The sequence below is a fragment of the Streptomyces sp. NPDC029526 genome (assembly GCF_040637405.1).
Classification (GTDB): domain Bacteria; phylum Actinomycetota; class Actinomycetes; order Streptomycetales; family Streptomycetaceae; genus Streptomyces.
This window is the reverse complement of record NZ_JBEZWE010000001.1, coordinates 498,586-516,424: the sequence shown is the minus strand read 5'-3', so window position 1 is coordinate 516,424 and position 17,839 is coordinate 498,586. Positions and strand designations below refer to the sequence as shown.

Sequence of the window (17,839 nt, the reverse complement as noted above, 5' to 3'; positions counted from 1 at the left end):
GTGCGTCGTCTGCCAGCCGGGTTCGTTGCTCTCGCGTTGCTCGCCCTCACCGCGACGGCCTGCGGTTCCTCCTCGTCCGACTCCGGTTCCGGCTCCGGTTCCGGTTCGTCCGGCACGTCCTCGGGCGGCCTGACCACCGTGAAGGTCGGCGTGATCCCCATCGTCGACGTGGCCCCGGTCTACCTGGGGGAGAAGCAGGGCTTCTACCGCGAACGCGGGCTCGACCTCACCCTGGAGACCGGCCAGGGCGGAGCGGCGATCGTGCCGGGCGTGGTCAGCGGCCAGTTCCAGTTCGGGTTCAGCAACACGACCTCGCTCATGATCGCCCAGAGCCGGAACGTGCCCGTGCGGGCCGTCGCCAACGGGGTCGCCTCGACCGGGAAGGCCGGGGCGGACTTCGGCGGCGTCGTCGTCAAGGGCGACAGCCCCGTCAAGTCGCCGAAGGATCTGGCCGGCAAGAAGGTCGCGGTCAACACCCTGCAGAACATCGGTGACACCTCGGTGCGGGAATCCGTGCGCAAGGCGGGCGGCGACCCGACGAAGGTCGAGTTCGTGGAACTCGCCTTCGACCGCATGCCCGCCGCCCTCGACGCCGGACAGGTCGACGCCGCCTGGGTCGTCGAACCCTCGCTCGCGGTGGTCAAGGAGCAGGGCGGCCGGGTCGTCGCCTCCAACTTCGTCGACGTCTCGCCCGACCTCACGATCGCCCTCTACTTCACCTCCGACAAGCTGGCCCAGCAGGACCCGGAACTGGTGGAGAAGTTCGCCGAAGCGACCCGCGAATCCCTCGCCTACGCCAACAGTCACCCGGACGAGGTCCGCGACATCCTCACCACCTACACCAAGATCCCCGAGAAGACCCTGGCGGCCATGACCCTCCCCGAGTGGCCCGAGGAACCGGACCGCGCCTCCCTGGAACGTCTGGGCGAACTCGGCCGCGCGGACGGGCTGTTCGAGAAGGCTCCCGACCTGGACGCGCTGCTGCCGTGACCCGGGCACCGGTGCGGACCGGACCGCCGGGCACCCACCGGCGGGGACCGGTCCACGCCCTCCTCGGCCTCGGCGGGCTCTGCGGCCTCCTCGCCCTGGTCGAGGCGGTGCCCCGGCTCGGCCTGGTCTCCGTCGACCACTTACCGCCCACCAGTTCCATCGCCGTCGCGCTGGTCGACGAGGTGTCGGACGCCGCGTTCTGGACCGCGCTCGCCGACACCCTGACCGGCTGGGCCCTCGGGCTGCTCATCGCCACCGCCGCCGGCATCGCAGCGGGCGTACTCATCGGCGTCGTCCCGTACCTGCGCGAGGCGACGGCCGCCACGGTCGAGTTCCTGCGGCCCATCCCGTCCGTGGCCCTGATCCCCCTCGCGGTGCTGCTCTTCGGCACCGATCTCCGCTCCACCCTGCTGCTGGTGGTGTACGCGTCCTTCTGGCAGGTGCTCGTGCAGGTCCTGTACGGCGTCCAGGACGTCGACCCCGTGGCGGACGAGACCGCCCGCTCCTTCGGCCTCGGCACCTGGGCCCGCGTCCGCCACGTGCTGTGGCCGACCGCCCTGCCCTACGTCATGACCGGCGTGCGGCTCGCCGCGGCCGTCGCCCTCGTGCTCGCGATCACCGCCGAACTCGTCATCGGCACGCCCGGCCTCGGCTCCCGCATCGCCGTCGCACAGACCTCCCACGCCGTGCCCGACATGTACGCGCTGGTCGCGGTCACCGGGCTGATCGGCGTCCTGATCAACGTGGGCGCCCGCGCCGTCGAACGCCGTGCGCTGGCCTGGCACCAGTCCGTCCGGGGCGAGGTGGCCACGTGAAACGCCCCCACCCCCCGCGCCCGCCCCGGCGTCCTCCCACCCCGCCGCCCGTCGTCGACGGCCCCGCGGCTCCGGCCCCCGGTGGCCCAGCGGCTCCGGCCTCGGGTGGCGCCGCGGCTCCGGCCTCGGGTGGCCGGGTGGTTCCGTCGACCACCGGCCGTGGGGCTCCCTTCGCCGACAGGCTCACGGGGCCAGGCTCCGCCGGCCCGCCGTCCGGCCCCGCGGCCCGGCGTCCGTGGGTCGCGGCCCGGCGTCTGCGCGCCGCAGCCCGGCGTCTGCGCGTCGCAGTGCTGCGGCTGCTGCTCGTCGCGGGCCTGCCCGTCCTCCTCGCCACCGTCTGGTGGTTCGCCTCCGCCGACAGCACCGACGTCTACTGGCCTCCGCTGAGCACCATCCTGGAGGCCGGCCGCGAGGTGTGGACGGCCGAGCGGATCGCGACCGACGTCGTGCCGAGCGTCACCCGGCTCCTCCTCGGATATGCCGCCGCGGCCGTCATCGGTGTGACTCTCGGCGTCGCCATCGGCTCCTTCCCCCGCGCGCGGGCCACCACGGAACCGGTGCTGGAGTTCCTGCGGGCCGTGCCGCCGCCCGTCCTGGTGCCCGTCATCATGCTCTTCGCCGGGATCGGCGACACCATGAAGGTCGCCGTCATCGCCTCCGGGTGCGTCTGGCCGATGCTGCTCAACACCGTGGAGGGCGTACGGGCCGTCGACGGGGTACTGGCCGAGACGGCCCGCTCGTACGGCATCACGGGCCCCGCGCGCCTCCGCCACCTGGTCCTGCCGTCGGCCGGCCCGCAGATCTTCGCCGGTCTCCGGCAGGCGTTGTCCATCGGCGTCATCCTGATGGTCATCAGCGAGATGTTCGCGGCCAGCAACGGCCTGGGCTTCGCCGTCGTGCAGTTCCAACGCGGCTTCGCGATACCGGAGATGTGGAGCGGCATCCTGCTGCTCGGGCTGCTCGGTGTCCTGCTCGCGGTGGTGTTCCGCGCCGTCGAACGCCGGGCCCTGTCCTGGTACCACGGCCTGCGACGGTCCCGGAGGAGGTGAGGGGTGCGACGGATGCGATGTGGGAGGCCCTGTCGCCTCGGCTGCCCAGTCGCCTCGGTCGCCTTGGTCGCCTCGGTTGTCTCAGCCGCGGGAGTTGCGTGGGCCGCGCACCCGTGGACGAGCGGGGCGACCGGGGCATCAGGTACGGGGCACCGGAGAGGTCCCGAGACGGGACGCGGACAAGGGTGGGCGCGCAGGCGGCAACCGGGGCAGGGGGCAACCGGGGCAGGGGCAGGGATGGGAATGGGGATGGGGATGGGGATGGGGACGAGGAACGCCGACGGGGGCGGGGACGGGGACGGCAGATGCTCGATGTCAGAGGGTTGCGGAAGGTCTACGAGGGGCACGGCCGGCACATCGAGGCGGTGCGCGATCTCACCTTCTCCCTGGACGCCGGCGAACTCGTCTGCGTCGTCGGCCCGTCGGGGTGCGGCAAGACGACGCTCCTCAAGTGCGTCGCCGGCCTGCTCCCCCCCACCTCCGGCGACGTCCTGCTGAATGGTCACCGGGTCACTGGGCCGCCGCCCGGCATGGCCGTGGTCTTCCAGGAGTACGGGCGCAGCCTCTTCCCCTGGCTGCGGGTGCGCGCCAACGTCGAACTGCCGCTGCGTCAGAAGAAGCACCTGTCGAAGGCCCGCCGCCGCGCACTGGTCGACCACGCCCTGCACGCCGTCGGTCTGAGCGACGTCGGGGGCGCCTACCCGTGGCAGTTGTCCGGCGGCATGCAGCAGCGCGTCGCCATCGCGCGGGCCGTCGCCCACGAGCCCGAAGTGCTGCTCATGGACGAGCCGTTCGCCGCCGTCGACGCCCAGACCCGAGCCGATCTGGAGGACCTCGTCCGGCAGCTCTGGCAGGAACTCGGCGTGACCGTCCTGTTCGTCACCCATGACATCGACGAGGCCGTCTACCTGGGGGAACGGGTCGTCGTCCTGTCCTCGTCGCCGACCGTGGTCCAGGAACAGCTGACCATCGACCTCCCCGCCCGCCGCGACCAACTCCGCACGCGGGCGGATCCACGTTTCACCGAGCTCCGTACGCGGGTCTACGAGCAGATCCAGGCGGCGAAACGGGCACCGGGGGTGGCCGTACCGCCCCGGAAGACGAACACGGACGGGGACTCGCCCCCGGAGGTCGCGCAGCCGTCGACTCCGCTTCTCGACAAGGGCTGGTCCGACGGCCGTTAGCCGAGGGTGCGGTCATCGGGGCAACTGGGGCCCGCCGGCAGCTGCTCGCCCCGTCACAGCGCGGACGGGCCGGTTCGGCGGGCTCCGAGCGAGCGGTGTCTGACGTGTTCCAGGTGCCGGGCGAACACCTCGGGAGCGTCGGGGGTGAGCGTGCGCAGGGTGACCAGGGCGGTGAGGGCGACATCGCACACCTCGGAACGGACGTCGTCCCAGGTGTGCGTGGTGCCCTTGCGCGGGTTCTGACCGGTGGCGCCGACGACCGCCTGGGCGACCTCTCCGACCTCCTCCGACAGCTTCAGGATGCGCAACAGCAGCCCTTCCGGGCCGTCGACCGGACGTTCGGCGTCCAGCCAGGCGCACAGGGCGTCGACGGACTCCCACAGGCCCTCAGGAGCGGGCGAGGGACCAGGAGGGGGCGAGGGAGCAGGAGGGGGAGGGGGAGAAGACGGGTGATCACTGTCGCTCATGGGGCGAGCTTGACACGGGGCACTGACAGTGACCGCGGCCCAGGAGCACGGCCGAGCACTCGGCCGGTCGTGCAGTCGGCGGGGTGGGGCTCGGGAGTCGGAGGCGCTCGGGGCGCCGTCCCGCATGGTGAACGATGACGCTGGTGGACCCGTGGACCCGTGGACCCGTGGACCCGTGGACCCGTGGACCCGTGGACCCGTGGACCCGTGGGCCCGTGGACCCGGTGGGGCTCGGTGGATTCGGGTGGGTCTCGGGGAAGCGGACGCGTGGCCTGGGTGGGTCTCGGGGGAGCGGACGCGTGGCCTCGGTGGGCGCCGGCTTGTCAGTCCTCGAACAGCGCTTCCTGCTCGCCCTCCTTGGCCTTGCGCAGACGGCGGCCCCGTGCCCCGATGACCGCCACCGTGGCCGCCGTGGTCACCGCGAACGCGGCCGGGAGCATCCAGCCCCGGTTGACGCTGTGGCCGAGCGCCTCGTCGACGGAGAGGCGGCCGGGGCCCGTCACGGCGAGGCCGGCGGCCATCAGGCCCAGGGTCGCCGCGTACTCGTAGCCGCCCGTCTGGTTGAAGAAGCCGCTCGGTGTGTGCACGGCCGCCGCGCCCGCCATCGCCCCGGCCGCCGCCGCGCCCGCGGCCGGGGTCGCCAGGCCGAGGGCCAGCAGGGTGCCGCCGCCGGTCTCGGCGATGCCCGCGGCGGTCGCGCTCGCCTTTCCGGGCACGTAGCCGATGCTCTCCATGAACCGGCCGGTGCCCTCGATCCCGCCACCGCCGAACCAGCCGAACAGTTTCTGCGCGCCGTGCGCCGCCAGCACGCCACCGGTGCCCAGTCGGAGCAGCAGCAGCCCCAGATCGCGTCGGTCGTAACAGGTCACGTCGTCTCCCGTCGTTTCCCGCGGCAGTGGTCCCGGCCCCCACCCGGTCCACCGTCCCACCCGCCGGGACGGCACGGCCCGCGGCGGACGCCGTTCGGGTGGTGCGGGTGGCGGGGTGCCCGGTTCGGGCCCACGCTGACTGGCATGGCGATTCAGACCACGCGACTCAGCGACCCGGCCGTCCGCGCCTTCGTCACGGCCGTCAACAACCACGACCGCGAGGCCTTCTCGGCGGTTCTCGCGCCGAGCGCGACGATGGCCGACGACGGTTCCGAGCGGGACCTCGCCGACTGGACCGACCGGGAGATCTTCTCCTCCAACGGTCACATGGACGTCGAGAAGGAGGTCGACGGCGGACGCGGCCTCGTCGTCAGCTACCGCAACGACACGTGGGGCGAGATGCGCACCCGCTGGAGCTTCACCGTCGACGACGACGGCCGCATCTCCCGCTTCGAGACCGGACAGGCCTGACCCCGGCCACGGGTGACCCGACCGCCGTACAGGACGGCAGCCGTTCCACGCACCGGTGCGCATCCGCGGTCCCGCGCGGATCCACCCCCCACCCGGTGACGTGGAGCGGCTGCCGTCTCCCCCCAGGAAATGGCCTGCGAAAGGCTGCTGCAGCGGTCTCCCTACGGAAGCCCTCTGCTCCACATGTGAAGCATTTGTGGAGGAGAGTTGAGCATAGATGCGTGGTCTGCCGCAATGGGGCGGACTCAATCAGTCCGTTTGTAGGACATGGATGTGGGTGCGGGTGTGGGGCGCGGTGAGGTGGGCTGCGTCGGCGCGGCGACCCGGCCGGGCCCCGCATCGACCAGGGATAACCTCGATTTGGCCGGGTGCGCGTTGCCACGACGTCGACCCGGCATTCCCCGACCCGGCATTCCCCCGACCCGGCGTTCCCCCGTCCTGCATTCCACCGGCACGGCATCGCCTCGGAGTTGTTGCGGTGCCGAGGCGTCGGTCCGGCCTCCGTCCGACGACGGGTCATGCCGAGCCGCCGCCGGACCGAGGATGTTGTCTGGCCGTGGCGGTCACGGTCTCGACGCTGGTCGGCCCGGCGGTCATACCGCTGCCTGCTGCGGCTGCCGTGCCCGCTGCCGTGACCGCCGCAGCGACGCCGCAGCGACGGCCGTCACTGCCGTGACCGCCGCTGCGACCGGTGCCGTGCCATTGAGCCCGTCGTCGGCGATGTGTCCGTGCCGGCTGGGTCAGCGGGCCTCACCCGGGTAGTGCACCCCGATGACGTCACGGATGGTGTCGAGCGTGCGCATGACGGCGAGTGTGCCGTCGAGCGGTACGAGCGGGGACTCCTTCTCGCCGGCCCGCAGGGCTCGCATCACCTCGGTGGCCTCGTGCCGGAGGCTGTCGCGCGGTCCGTCCGCCGGGTCCCCCGCGAACTCCTCCGGGTCCCGCCCGGTGCGGTGCAGCACGAACCGCTCCGGGGAGAAGAAGCCGTTCGGGATGTCGATGCGCCCCTCCGAGCCGGTGACTGTGGCGGAGGTAGCCGTTCCGCCCACGATGGAGCAGTGCACCGAAGCGAGAGCGCCGCTCTCCCACGAGAACAGTGCACCTGTCTGGAGATCGACGCCCTCCTCCGAGAGCGCTGCTCTCGCGGTGATCTCCGACGGCTCCCCGAGCAGCAGGTGCGCGAACGACACCGGGTACACGCCGAGATCCAGCAGGGCGCCTCCCCCCAGTGCGGGGTCCCGCAGCCGGTGCGCGGGCGGGAACGGCCCGGCGAGCCCGAAGTCCGCGTGCACGCTGCGGACCTCGCCGATCGCCCCGTCGTCGACCAGCGCCTTCAGGCGACGCACCACGGGGTGGCAGTACATCCACATCGCCTCCATCAGGAAGCGTCCGTGCTGCCGCGCCAGCGCGACCAGCTCCTCGGCCTCCCGGAGGTTGAGCGTGAACGGCTTCTCGCACAGCACGTTCCGCCCGGCCTCCAGACACAGCCCGGCCGCCGCCCGGTGCGCGACGTGGGGGGTGGCGACGTAGACGACGTCCACGTCCTCGTCCCGCGCCAGCGACTCCCAGTCGCCGTACGCCCGGGGGATCCCGAAGCGCTCGGCGAACGCCTTCGCCGACTCCTGCGACCGCGACGCCACCGCCACGACCTCAGCGTCCGGCAGATCGACCAGATCCGCCGTGAACGTCGCGGCCATCCCGCCCGTCGCCAGGATGCCCCACCGCACGTTCTGCCCTGTCATCCGTCCACCCTCGTTCGCACTGCCTCGGCGTGGAAGCGCTCCCACAGCGTCGCCGTCGACGCCGAGCACTCCGTATGAGCTGAGAGCATAGGGAGCGGATGACGCGAAAAGGGAGGGGGCCGCATGCCCGAGGGTGGGGCGTCCGCAGCGAACTCGACAGGGGGGACCGCGGCCGGGGACATACCCGGCACGACGGCCGGCGTGCCGGACACCGGGGGGAACTTCGTGACCGACACGGCGGCTGCCGACCCGGCGGCCGCGGAGGATGCGGCTGAGGCGGGGCGTGGAGCGGTGCCCGACAGGGCTTCGACGCCGGGGGACGAGACCACGGCAGGCGCGGCCGGCGCAGCAGGCGCAGCCGGCACGGCAGCGGGCAGGACGGCGACGGCTGCGGACGAGCCGACGGCAGCGGATGCGGTCTCCCGCAAGGTGACGGCATCCGATGCCGCATCAGGCGAGGCGACGGACACCGCGACGCCCACCGCACCCACCGCGGACACCGCGACGCCCACCGCACCCACCGCGGACACCGCGGCGCCCGCCGCTCCCACAGCGGACATCGCACCGACCGCACCCACCGCGACGCCCCCGCCGACGGACGCCGTGACGCCGGTCACGAAGGCCGCCCCCGCTGCGGCCACCGTCACCCGCGCCCCCGACCTCCGCGCCGCCGATCCCCGCGCCGCCGCGCTGGCCGGGCCCGCGGGACGGGCCAGGCTGCTGGTGACGTTCATCCTGGGCAGCCTGACCGCCACCGCCCCGCTGGCGATGGACATGTACCTCCCCGCGCTGCCCGAGGTCACCCGGTCCCTGGACGCCCCGGCCTCCACGGTGCAGTTGACCCTCACCGCCTGCCTGGCGGGCATGGCGCTGGGGCAGTTGCTGGTCGGGCCGTTGAGCGACCGGCTGGGGCGCCGGCGCCCGCTGCTGGTCGGGCTGGTGGCCTACGTCGTGGCCACCGCGGTGTGCGCGTTCGCGCCGACGGTGGAACTCCTCATCGCCTTCCGGCTGGTCCAGGGCCTCGCGGGGGCGGCCGGCATCGTGATCGCGCGGGCGGTGGTCCGCGACCTGTTCGACGGTGTGGCCGTGGCCCGCTTCTTCTCCACCCTGATGTTGATCTCCGGCGTCGCGCCGGTCGTTGCCCCGCTCATCGGCGGGCAGGTGCTGCGGGTGACGGACTGGCGGGGCGTGTTCCTGGTCCTCGCCGTGGTGGGAGCCGTGCTGACGGTGGTGGTCTGGGCGAAGCTGCCGGAGACGCTGGCACCCGCGCAACGGCACACCGGGGGCGTCCGGGAGACGTTCGGTGCGATGCGCCGCCTGCTCGCGGACCGCCCCTTCACCGGCTATCTCCTCGCCGGGGGCTTCGCGTTCGCGGCCCTGTTCGCCTACATCTCGGCCTCCCCGTTCGTCGTGCAGGAGATCCACGGGGCCTCTCCGCAGACGTTCAGCCTGCTGTTCGGGGTGAACTCGCTGGGACTCGTGATCGTCGGGCAGATCAACGGCAAGGTGCTGGTCGGCCGGGTGAGCCTCGACAAGGTGCTGGGCCTCGGCCTCACCGTCGTGATCCTCGCGGCGACCGCGCTGCTGCTGATGTCGCTCGGTGTCTTCGGCGAGGTCGGCCTCGGGCCGGTGGCCGTCGCACTGTTCGTGCTGATGTCCGCGATGGGCATCACCCTGCCCAACACCCAGGCCCTCGCCCTGATGCGCACCCGGTACGCCGCCGGCTCCGCGTCCGCGCTGCTCGGCACGGCCTCCTTCCTCATCGGTGCCGTCGCCTCGCCCCTGGTCGGGATCGCCGGTGAGGACACCGCCGTTCCCATGGCGGTCGTCCAACTGGGCGCCGCGGTGGTGGCGCTGGCCTGCTTCGTGACACTGTGCCGCCCGGGACGGGGACGCGGACGCGCCCTCGCGGACACCGACGGAACCGGCAGCTCCGGCAGCTCCGAGGGAACCGGCAGCTCCGGTGGAACCAGCGGAACCGGTGCCCCCGACGGGGTGGGCGGCACGGATGGGACGGGTACCCTCCGCACGGGCGAGGGGCACGGACCCGGACGCGGCCACGGACGCGGACACGAGCACGGGCATGGACACGGGCGAGGGCAAGGGCAAGGGCAAGGGCGCGGTCACGGGGACGGGCACGGGCCGAGGCAGGAGCAGAGGGTGGGGGAGGAGCACTGAGCGCACCGAGACTGCGCCACGGCGCGGCGGAGCGGGCCGGGCTCGACCCCGGGCAACTGCGGCACATGGTCCGGGAGATCCACGAGGCGACCACCGGCGAACGTCCCTGGGCGGCGGGCGCCGTCGTGTTCGCGGGCCGCGGCCCGGTGCTCGTCGTCCGGGAGGCCGCAGGCTGGGCCGTGCGTTACGCGGCCCACGACGAGGAGACCGGCACCGGCGTCGAACTGCCCCCGGCCGAACGCGTCCCGATGACCGTGGACACCCCGTTCGACCTCGCGTCCCTCACCAAGCTGTTCACCTCCGTGGCCGCCGTGCAGCAGATCGAGCGCGGCACCCTGGGCATCGACGCCCGCGTCGGCGCCTACCTCCCGGACTTCACGGCCGCCGCCCGGCACGGCCTCACCGTCCGCCACCTGCTCACCCACACCTCCGGGCTGCGTCCCGAACTCCCGCTGTACGACTGCGCGGACGACGCGGAACGGCTGGCGCTCCTCCGCGCGGAGGAGCCCGTCGGCCCGCCCGGTACGTACCGCTACTCCGACCTGAACATGCTGCTGCTCCAGCACCTCCTGGAACGCCTCACCGGCCGCACGCTCGACGTCCTCGTCCATGACGGCATCACTCGCCCCCTGGGCATGACGGCCACGGACTTCGGTCCCTGCCCCGGCGCGGCGGCCACCGAGGACCAGCGGCGTCCATGGGCGAAGGCGGACCGGGGACTCGTGCGGGGTGAGGTGCACGACGAGAACGCCTGGGCGCTCGGCGGGGTCGCGGGGCACGCCGGACTGTTCTCCACCGGTCACGACCTGGCCGTGTTCTGCCGGGCCCTGCTGGCGGGCGGCTCCCACGGTCCCGCGCGCATCCTCGGCCCCGACTTCGTGGACCTGCTGTTCACCCCACCGGGCCTGGGGTTCGCCCTGGACCAGCGGTGGTTCATGGGCGACCTCGCCGGCCGGGGCGCGGCGGGCCACACCGGCTTCACCGGGACGTCCCTCGTCCTGGACCGCGCGACGGACACCTTCCTGGTCCTGCTCGCCAACACCGTCCACCCGCGCCGCCGGCCCACCCCGGACAACGGCCCCCGGGCCCGTGCGGCCACCCGACTGGCGCGGGCGGTGCGGGGGCGGTAGCGAGGTGGCGGGGGCGCCGAGCAGTGCGGAGGCGGTGGCGATGGTGGCAGGGGACCGCGGGGCGGGGCTCGGGGCGGGGTGCCGAGCCGCGTGCGGGACGGTGGGGTGCGGAGCCCTCGCCGTCCGGCCGGCACCGCCGCATAGACTCGCCGGGTGAACGCCCCCGCCCCCGTGACCCCCGCCGACACCCTGCGCTCCGCCCTCGCCGGGCTGCTGGACGGGCTGCCTCCCCGGCAGGCCGCGCAGGCCGTCGAGCGGCTGATCGCCACCTACCGGGGCGCTACCCCCACCGGTGCCCCCATCCTGCGGGACCGGACCGATGTGGCGGCCTACGCCGCGTACCGGATGCCCGCGACGTTCGAGGCCGTGCGGTCGGCGCTGGAGGCGTTCGCGGACACCGTGCCCGACTGGGAGCCGGGCGACCACCTGGACGTCGGCGGCGGCACCGGCGCGGCGGCCTGGGCGGTGAACGCCACCTGGGGTGGACGGCGGCCGGTGACCGTCCTGGACTGGGCCGAGGTCGCCCTCGAGGTCGGACGGGAACTCGCCGAGACGCATCCCGCGCTCAGGGACGTCCGATGGCAGCGCTCGCGTATCGGATCGGCGCTCACACTCGAGAGCAGTGATCTCGTCACCGTCTCCTACGTCCTCAACGAACTGACCGAGGCCGACCGCGCGGCCCTCGTGGACGCCGCCGCCGACGCCGCCCGCACCGTGGTGATCGTCGAGCCCGGCACCCCCGACGGCTACGCCCGGGTGATCGAGGCCCGGGACCGGCTGGTCGCGGCCGGACTCCGGGTCGCCGCCCCCTGCCCGCACAGCGACGCCTGCCCCATCGTGCCCGGCGCGGACTGGTGCCACTTCTCGGCGCGGGTGAGCCGCTCCTCACTGCACCGCCAGGTCAAGGGCGGTTCCCTCGCCTACGAGGACGAGAAGTTCAGCTACGTCGCCGCGACCCGGTTGCCGGCCGCCCCGGCCGCCGCCCGGGTGGTCCGCAAACCGCAGATTCGCAAGGGACAGGTCCTGCTCGACCTGTGCGAGACGCCTCCCTCCCTGCGCCGTACCACGGTCACCAAGCGCCACGGTGACCAGTACCGGGCGGCCCGGGACACCGACTGGGGCGACCCCTGGCCGCCCGGCTCCCCTGCCTAGCCGTGATCCTCGCTCGCGCCGTGGCTCGGGCCGGCATCGTGCCCGGGGCTCCCGCCCTCGCCCTCTCCCGGGGCCGTCCGGCGGCGTGAGGCGGAGCGGGCATGGCGACCTGCGGGAGCGCGGGCTGGACCGAGGCGTCCCGGGCGACCGAAGGGACGCCCGCACCCCACCGCGTCGCAGGTGCACCCGGATCGCCGGATCGCCGGATCGCGGCGCCCCGCTTCCGCGCCCCGCTTCCGCGCCCCGCTCCCGCGCCCCGCCCCCGCGCTGCGCCTCACTCCTCCGTCTGCTGCGCGCCCGGCTCCTCGACGCTGCTCTCCGGTGGGCTCTGGCCGTTCACGGTGTTCCGCCGATCCGGCGCCGACCGCTGCCCCTGACGTTGCTCCCGCAGGGTGCGCAGGAGTTCGCGCTTCTGGGCCTGCGGGTCCAGGCCACCGCCGATGCGGGCACCGTTCCCGGTGCCGCGCAGGGCCTTGCGGCCCAGGTGACGGCGGGTCCCTCCGACGCCCAGCATGTTTCCTCCGCCTCGACTCACGGCGTTGTCCTTTCGCTCGCTTGACTCGCCCTTCGCAGGCCGCGCGGTCGGCCCGACCACGGCACCCCACTCCGCAACGAGACGTATCGTCTCGAGTTGTTGTGGTGGCCACTGTCCGCGAGACGGAGCGTCTTGTCAACCTGTTAGATTCGCTGCATGTCCCCGAACCAGACACCGCGCCCCGTTCAGCGTCCCGCCCAGACACCGCGTACCGCCCCGGACTCCGCCCGCCGCAGTCAGCGCTCCCGGCGGGCCATCTACGACGCTGCCCTCGCCCTGGTCGTCGAGGTCGGTTACCCCCGCACCACGATCGAGGGCATCGCCGCCCGCGCCGGCGTCGGGAAGCAGACGATCTACCGTTGGTGGCCCTCAAAGGCGGACGTGCTCCTGGAAGCCTTCCTGGACCTGGCCGAACAGGCCGCCCAGGCCGCCGCCTCCGACGGGCAGCAGCCGCAGGGCATCCCGGACACCGGGGACCTCGCCGCCGACCTCAGGCTGGTCCTGCGCGCCACCGTCGACGAACTGCGCGACCCCGCCTTCGAGGCGCCGTCCCGGGCCCTGGCCGCCGAAGGGGTCGTGAACGAGGAGCTGGGGCGCCGGTTCGTCGCCCAGTTGCTCGAACCGCAGCTCCAGCTCTACGTGGAGCGGCTGCGGTCCGCCCAGGAGGCCGGAGAGGTCCGGCCCGACGTCGACCCGCGCATCGCCCTCGAACTCTTCGTCGCCCCGCTGGCCCAGCGTTGGCTCCAGTACAGCGGACCGATCAGCTACGAGTACACCGACACCCTCGTCGACTACGCCCTCCACGGCATCGCCCCGCGCTGATCCGAGCCCAGGATCCGCGCTGCCCGACCCCGATCCAGCCCCGACCCGACCGCGATCCGGACCCCAACCCTCGACCCTGACCCGGCCCGGTCCGGCCCCGCATGGCCCCGCCCGGTCCAGCCCCGCATGGCCCCGCCCGGTCCAGACTCGCGGGGCGCCCCGCCCCCACTCCGCGCTCCGAGGCCCACCGGCCGCCCCGGCGCACCCGGGGGCGCAGTCCGGCCTGCGGACGCGCCCGCGCATGAGGGCGGCCGGGCGGGGTGGGGGCGGCCGGGTGTGGGGGGAACGGCCGAGCGCGCTCCGGCGCACTCCGGATCGTGCCGGTCCGGTACGGCACCCCTCGTCCCACCTGCGCAGATTGTGGGCTCCGGCCCCCCGATGCGCCGGAAGGTGCGACCATAGGGCATGCTGTGGAAACAGGACGGCGAGGCGAGGGGATAGATGAGCGCGGAGTTCGGCGGTCGGACCGGCCGGCAGGGCAAACTCTCCCAGTGGCTGCGCGGACGCCGCCCGAAACCGGCCGCGGACGAAGACGGCCGGGAGGCGCTGCTGCTCGCCGCGGCCGGTGCGGGCCTGCCCCTCGCGCCCGCCGCCCACCCGGCCGGATACCGCTGTTCCTGCGACCGTGTCGGCTGTCCCACCCCGGCCCGGCACCCGGTGTCCTTCGCCTGGCAGACGCAGTCCACGACGGACCGCTCCCAGATCGAACGCTGGGCCCGCCATCAGCCCCAGGCCAACTTCATCACCGCGACCGGCATGGTGCACGACGTCCTCGACGTGCCCCTGGATGCCGGTCGCGAGGCGTTGGAGCGGCTGCTCGCCGCCGGCGTCGAGGTCGGTCCCGTCGCCGAGAGCGACGACGGCCGCATGCTCTTCTTCACCCTCACCCGTGGCACCCCCGAGGACGAGGACGAGTGGTGGCCGTGCGAGCTGGACTGCCACCCCGAGACCATGGACGAGCATCCCGGCCTGCGCTGGCACTGCCGTGGTTCCTACGTCCTGGTCCCGCCCGCCCGGCTTCCCGGGGACGACGGCCGGTCCGTGCACTGGGTCCGTGGTCCGGAGCATCCGTTGCCGGAGCCGCTGAGCCTGCTGGAGACGCTCACGGACGCCTGCGCCCGCCATGTCGGCGAGCAGCCCGACCAGGTCAACTCCGCCTGGCCCCTGCGTCGCTGAACCAGTTCCGCCCGGCACCTGTGTCCCTGAACCGACCCCGCCCGGCCCCTGCGTCGCTGAACCGACTCGGCCCGGCCCCTGTGCGCTGAGCCTCGTACCCAGCAACGCAGCATCGCAGCACCGCAGCGCCCCCCCCGGTCCACCACAGCGAGTGACACCGCCCGGCAGGTCACCCCCGGGGACCCTCCGGCGCAGGGCACCGCAGCTCCTCGCGCCGCGACGCGCTCCCCACCTCCGCCCCCGCCGGCTACTCCCCCTTGCCCGACGTCAGCCCCTGCGTCCGCCCGATGACGCGCACCGCGTCCGAGGCCGCGCCCGAGGCCGGGGTCAGGGCGGCCCCGTTGGAGAGGAACTCCATGGTGAGGGACTGCCCGATGTCACCGGTGGTCAGGGCCAGGACGTCCTTGTTCGGCGTCGGTACGGTCGTCCCGGCCGCGGCCGTCTGCTTCTCGAAGTGCCGCGTGGTGAAGAAGACCAGCGCCCCGCCGTCACGGGTGCGCAGGGCCAGCGGCGCGTAGTCGCCGTTGGTCACGGACTCGTCGATGTACTGCGTGGCCAGCCCCGGGCGGGCCGACTGCTTGGACCGCACGGCGCGCCACCCACTGGTGTGCGGGCCCTCCTCGAAGGCGTCCCCGCCGTCCTTCAGGTAGGTGGCGTAGGCCCGGCCCAACTCGCCGGGCGGCACGGCCAGATCGGTGGAGTTGGCGGGGACGGGCTCGGCCCAGCCGTCGGCGTCGGTCTTGAACTCGGGTACGGCGTCCGGGGGGACGAGGGTGAGGTAGGCGACCTCCCAGGTGTCGTCCACGCCGTCCCGGGTGAACACCAGCAGCCAGCGGTTCTGTCCGCCCTTGTTGCCGGCCGCGTCGGCGACGAACCAGCGGGGCCAGCCGGCCTTCTTGGGGATGGTGAACCTGGCGTCGGACAGTTTCAGCGGCGTGTGCCGGGGGTTGCCCTCCGGGCTGTTGGTCCGCTTCGCCTTCAACCGTGCCGCGTCGATGTCGGCCAGCGCGCCGGTGGTGAACTCGGCGTCCAGGGAGGCGTCGTACGCCTTGTCGGCCGCGTTGTAGGCGGTGGTGAAATCCTGGAGGGCCTTCGCGGCCTCGTCCGCCGTGGTGGCGGGGCGCACCTCCCGCTCGCCGTGCACGACGACGCATCCGCTCGCCGTCAGCGACAGCACGGTCACCGAAGCCGCCAGCAGCACGCTCCGGTTCAGTCCGCGGAGCCTTCGAAGGCCGAGATCCCTGCTCATCCGGTTCCTTCACCTTCCCCTTCCCGGAGGCGAACCCTACCGGGGTGACGGGGGTCGCGGACGCGGGGGAGCGGGGACAGCGGCCACACCGTGACATCCCGCCCCGGAAGGTGTAGGGGAGCCGGGGCGGGCCGCCGTCACCCGTCGCCCCGCTCCCCGTCCCTGCCTCCGCCGGGGCTCACCCCTCGCGCGCCGGGAGGACCAGCACGGCCCTGGTGCGCGGGTGCGGGAAGACCTCGACGGGCTGGTCGTACACCTCCGACAACAGCCGCTCGGAGAAGACCGTCGACGGCGGGCCGTCCGCCGCGACCCGGCCCCCGCGCAGCACCGCCACCCGGTGGGCGTACGCCGCGGCCAGTCCCAGGTCGTGCAGGACGACGACCACCGCGTCACCCGACCGGGCCCGCTCCCGGCACAGCCGCAGCACCAGCTCCTGGTGCCGGATGTCGAGGGCGGCGGTCGGCTCGTCCAGCAGCAGCACGGGGGTGTGCTGGGCGAGCACCCGGGCCAGCGCGACCCGGGCGCGTTCGCCGCCGCTGAGGGCGGAGAACGGGCGGGCGGCGAAGGGGGTCACCTCGGTGGCGGCCATCGCGGCGGCCACGGCCGCGTCGTCCTCGTCGAGGGCGGAGCCGGTCCAGGGGGCGCGGCCCATGCGTACCACCTCCTCGACCGTGAACGGGAAGGACAGTGAGGCGGACTGGGGCAGGACGGCCCGGCGCAGGGCGAGTTCGGGCGCCGACCAGGCGGAGGCGGGACGGCCGTGGATCCGCACCGTCCCGGCCGTCGGGGCCAGGTCGGCGGCGAGGGCGCTCAACAGGGTGGACTTCCCCGCCCCGTTGGGGCCGACGAGGGCGAGCACCTCGCCGGCCCGCGCGGTGACGTCGACGCCGGCGAGGACGTCCCGGCCACCGAGCCGGACTGTGACCCGCTCGGCCTCGACGAGGACGTCGCCGGGCTCCGCGGCCGGCGGCGGGGCGGGACGGTGACGCAGCCGGATCATGCCCAGCCTCCCTGCTTGCGGCGGGTGCGGCGCAGCAGCCAGAAGAAGAACGGGCTGCCGATCAGCGCGGTGAGGACCCCGAGCGGCAGCTCGGCGGGTTCGGCGACGGTACGGGCCGTCAGGTCGGCGGCCAGCAGCACCAGCGCGCCGAGCAGCGCGCTGCCGGGCAGCAGGAACCGGTGGCCCGGTCCGGCCGCCATCCGCAGCAGGTGCGGGACGACCAGGCCGACGAAGCCGATGATGCCGGAGACACTCACCGCCGCCGCTGTCAGCAGCGCGATGATCAGCACCAGCACGACGCGCAGCCGCTCCACGTCCACGCCCAGGTGCCGGGCGGGCCGTTCGCCCAGCGACAGCAGGTCCAGGCGGCGTGCGTAGAGGGGAGCGACGACGAGGCCGAGGACCGCGCACGGCAGCACGGCGAGCACCTTCGGCCAGGTCGCCTGGGACAGCGAACCGAGCTGCCAGAAGGTGATCTGGTTGACGGCCGCGGTGTCCGCGAAGAACAGGAACAGGCCGATGAGCGCGCCCGCGAAGGCGTTGACGGCGATGCCGGTGAGGATCAGGGTCACCACCTCCGTCCGGCCGTTCGCGCGGGACATCACGTACACCAGCAGGACGGTGACCAGGCCCGCGAAGAACGCGAGCACCGACACCGTCCAGTTGCCGAGGAAGTCCAGTCCCAGCGCGATGGCGGCGACCGCGCCGACGGCGGCGCCGGAGGACACCCCGATGACGCCCGGTTCGGCGAGCGGGTTGCCGAACACGCCCTGCATCAGGGCGCCGGCGCAGCCGAGCGAGGCGCCGACGAGCAGGGCGAGCACGATGCGGGGGAAGCGGACGTTCCACAGCACGGACTCGGCGACCCGGTCCAGTTCGGCACCGCCCAGGCCCGTGCGGTGCTGCACGGAGGCGAGGACGTCGCCGACGGGCACCGGATAGGCGCCCGTGCCGGCGGTGACCGGTATCAGGACGAGCAGGGCGGCGACCAGTCCGACGGTCAACAGCCA

At 73.7% G+C, this 17,839-nt stretch carries 17 protein-coding genes; 10 read left to right on the top strand and 7 right to left on the bottom strand.

The genetic code is table 11. The features are described 5' to 3' along the window. The 4 genes from AB0F01_RS02295 to AB0F01_RS02280 all read left to right on the top strand — a co-directional run bounded on the left by AB0F01_RS02295 (nt 1) and on the right by AB0F01_RS02280 (nt 4,038). Nucleotides 1-990: an ABC transporter substrate-binding protein gene (locus AB0F01_RS02295; protein WP_362089215.1), complete on the top strand. Its 990-nt coding sequence runs from the start codon at nt 1-3 to the stop codon at nt 988-990. A 95-nt stretch (nt 991-1,085) separates the two neighbouring features. After that, entirely contained in the window at nt 1,086-1,805 is a 720-nt protein-coding gene (locus AB0F01_RS02290) for an ABC transporter permease subunit (RefSeq protein ID WP_362090190.1), read from the top strand. 275 nt (nt 1,806-2,080) lie between these two features. Next, nucleotides 2,081-2,854, top strand: coding sequence for an ABC transporter permease subunit (locus AB0F01_RS02285; RefSeq protein ID WP_362090189.1), 774 nt, complete (start codon nt 2,081-2,083; stop codon nt 2,852-2,854). Nucleotides 2,855-3,159: 305 nt separating this feature from the next. Then, nucleotides 3,160-4,038, top strand: a complete 879-nt coding sequence (locus AB0F01_RS02280) for an ABC transporter ATP-binding protein (RefSeq protein ID WP_362089214.1) — start codon at nt 3,160-3,162, stop codon at nt 4,036-4,038. Between the two features lie 53 nt (nt 4,039-4,091). Here AB0F01_RS02280 and AB0F01_RS02275 read toward each other — a convergent pair whose 3' ends face one another. Then, on the bottom strand, nt 4,092-4,505 hold the full coding sequence (locus tag AB0F01_RS02275) for a MazG-like family protein (RefSeq protein ID WP_362089213.1): 414 nt from the start codon (nt 4,503-4,505) through the stop codon (nt 4,092-4,094). 323 nt (nt 4,506-4,828) lie between these two features. Then, nucleotides 4,829-5,374: a DoxX family membrane protein gene (locus AB0F01_RS02270; protein WP_362089212.1), complete on the bottom strand. Its 546-nt coding sequence runs from the start codon at nt 5,372-5,374 to the stop codon at nt 4,829-4,831. Between the two features lie 144 nt (nt 5,375-5,518). On the opposite strand from AB0F01_RS02270, the gene AB0F01_RS02265 reads away from it, so the two are divergent. Further along, nucleotides 5,519-5,845: a nuclear transport factor 2 family protein gene (locus AB0F01_RS02265; protein WP_362089211.1), complete on the top strand. Its 327-nt coding sequence runs from the start codon at nt 5,519-5,521 to the stop codon at nt 5,843-5,845. Nucleotides 5,846-6,585: 740 nt separating this feature from the next. Here the strand turns inward: AB0F01_RS02265 and AB0F01_RS02260 are convergent. After that, on the bottom strand, nt 6,586-7,587 hold the full coding sequence (locus AB0F01_RS02260) for a Gfo/Idh/MocA family oxidoreductase (protein WP_362089210.1): 1,002 nt from the start codon (nt 7,585-7,587) through the stop codon (nt 6,586-6,588). 690 nt (nt 7,588-8,277) lie between these two features. Here AB0F01_RS02260 and AB0F01_RS02255 point away from each other — a divergent pair. The 3 genes from AB0F01_RS02255 to AB0F01_RS02245 all read left to right on the top strand — a co-directional run bounded on the left by AB0F01_RS02255 (nt 8,278) and on the right by AB0F01_RS02245 (nt 12,047). Beyond that, a complete protein-coding gene (locus AB0F01_RS02255; protein ID WP_362090187.1) occupies nt 8,278-9,765 on the top strand; it encodes a multidrug effflux MFS transporter in 1,488 nt (495 codons plus the stop codon). 65 nt (nt 9,766-9,830) lie between these two features. After that, complete coding sequence (locus tag AB0F01_RS02250; RefSeq protein WP_362089209.1) at nt 9,831-10,895, top strand: serine hydrolase domain-containing protein; 1,065 nt, start codon at nt 9,831-9,833, stop codon at nt 10,893-10,895. 153 nt (nt 10,896-11,048) lie between these two features. Then, nucleotides 11,049-12,047, top strand: coding sequence for a small ribosomal subunit Rsm22 family protein (locus AB0F01_RS02245; protein ID WP_362089208.1), 999 nt, complete (start codon nt 11,049-11,051; stop codon nt 12,045-12,047). Nucleotides 12,048-12,321: 274 nt separating this feature from the next. On the opposite strand, the gene AB0F01_RS02240 is transcribed toward AB0F01_RS02245, so the two are convergent. Further along, entirely contained in the window at nt 12,322-12,582 is a 261-nt protein-coding gene (locus AB0F01_RS02240; protein ID WP_362089207.1) for a DUF6243 family protein, read from the bottom strand. A 156-nt stretch (nt 12,583-12,738) separates the two neighbouring features. On the opposite strand from AB0F01_RS02240, the gene AB0F01_RS02235 reads away from it, so the two are divergent. Together AB0F01_RS02235 and AB0F01_RS02230 are read left to right on the top strand one after the other, a co-directional pair. Then, the gene (locus AB0F01_RS02235; RefSeq protein ID WP_362089206.1) at nt 12,739-13,404 is read left to right on the top strand and encodes a TetR/AcrR family transcriptional regulator; all 666 of its coding nucleotides are present in this window, start codon (nt 12,739-12,741) and stop codon (nt 13,402-13,404) included. A gap of 441 nt (nt 13,405-13,845) precedes the next feature. Then, nucleotides 13,846-14,580, top strand: a complete 735-nt coding sequence (locus AB0F01_RS02230; protein ID WP_362089205.1) for a bifunctional DNA primase/polymerase — start codon at nt 13,846-13,848, stop codon at nt 14,578-14,580. 247 nt (nt 14,581-14,827) lie between these two features. Here the strand turns inward: AB0F01_RS02230 and AB0F01_RS02225 are convergent, their stop codons facing one another. From AB0F01_RS02225 to AB0F01_RS02215, 3 genes are all read right to left on the bottom strand, one after another. Further along, entirely contained in the window at nt 14,828-15,829 is a 1,002-nt protein-coding gene (locus AB0F01_RS02225) for a hypothetical protein (protein ID WP_362089204.1), read from the bottom strand. A 178-nt stretch (nt 15,830-16,007) separates the two neighbouring features. After that, nucleotides 16,008-16,829, bottom strand: a complete 822-nt coding sequence (locus AB0F01_RS02220) for a heme ABC transporter ATP-binding protein (RefSeq protein ID WP_362089203.1) — start codon at nt 16,827-16,829, stop codon at nt 16,008-16,010. After that, nucleotides 16,826-17,836 carry an iron ABC transporter permease gene (locus AB0F01_RS02215; RefSeq protein ID WP_362090185.1) on the bottom strand — a complete coding sequence of 337 codons (1,011 nt, stop codon included), beginning with the start codon at nt 17,834-17,836 and terminating at the stop codon, nt 16,826-16,828. Before AB0F01_RS02215 ends, AB0F01_RS02220 begins: the two co-directional genes overlap by 4 nt. Nucleotides 17,837-17,839: the final 3 nt, after the last annotated feature.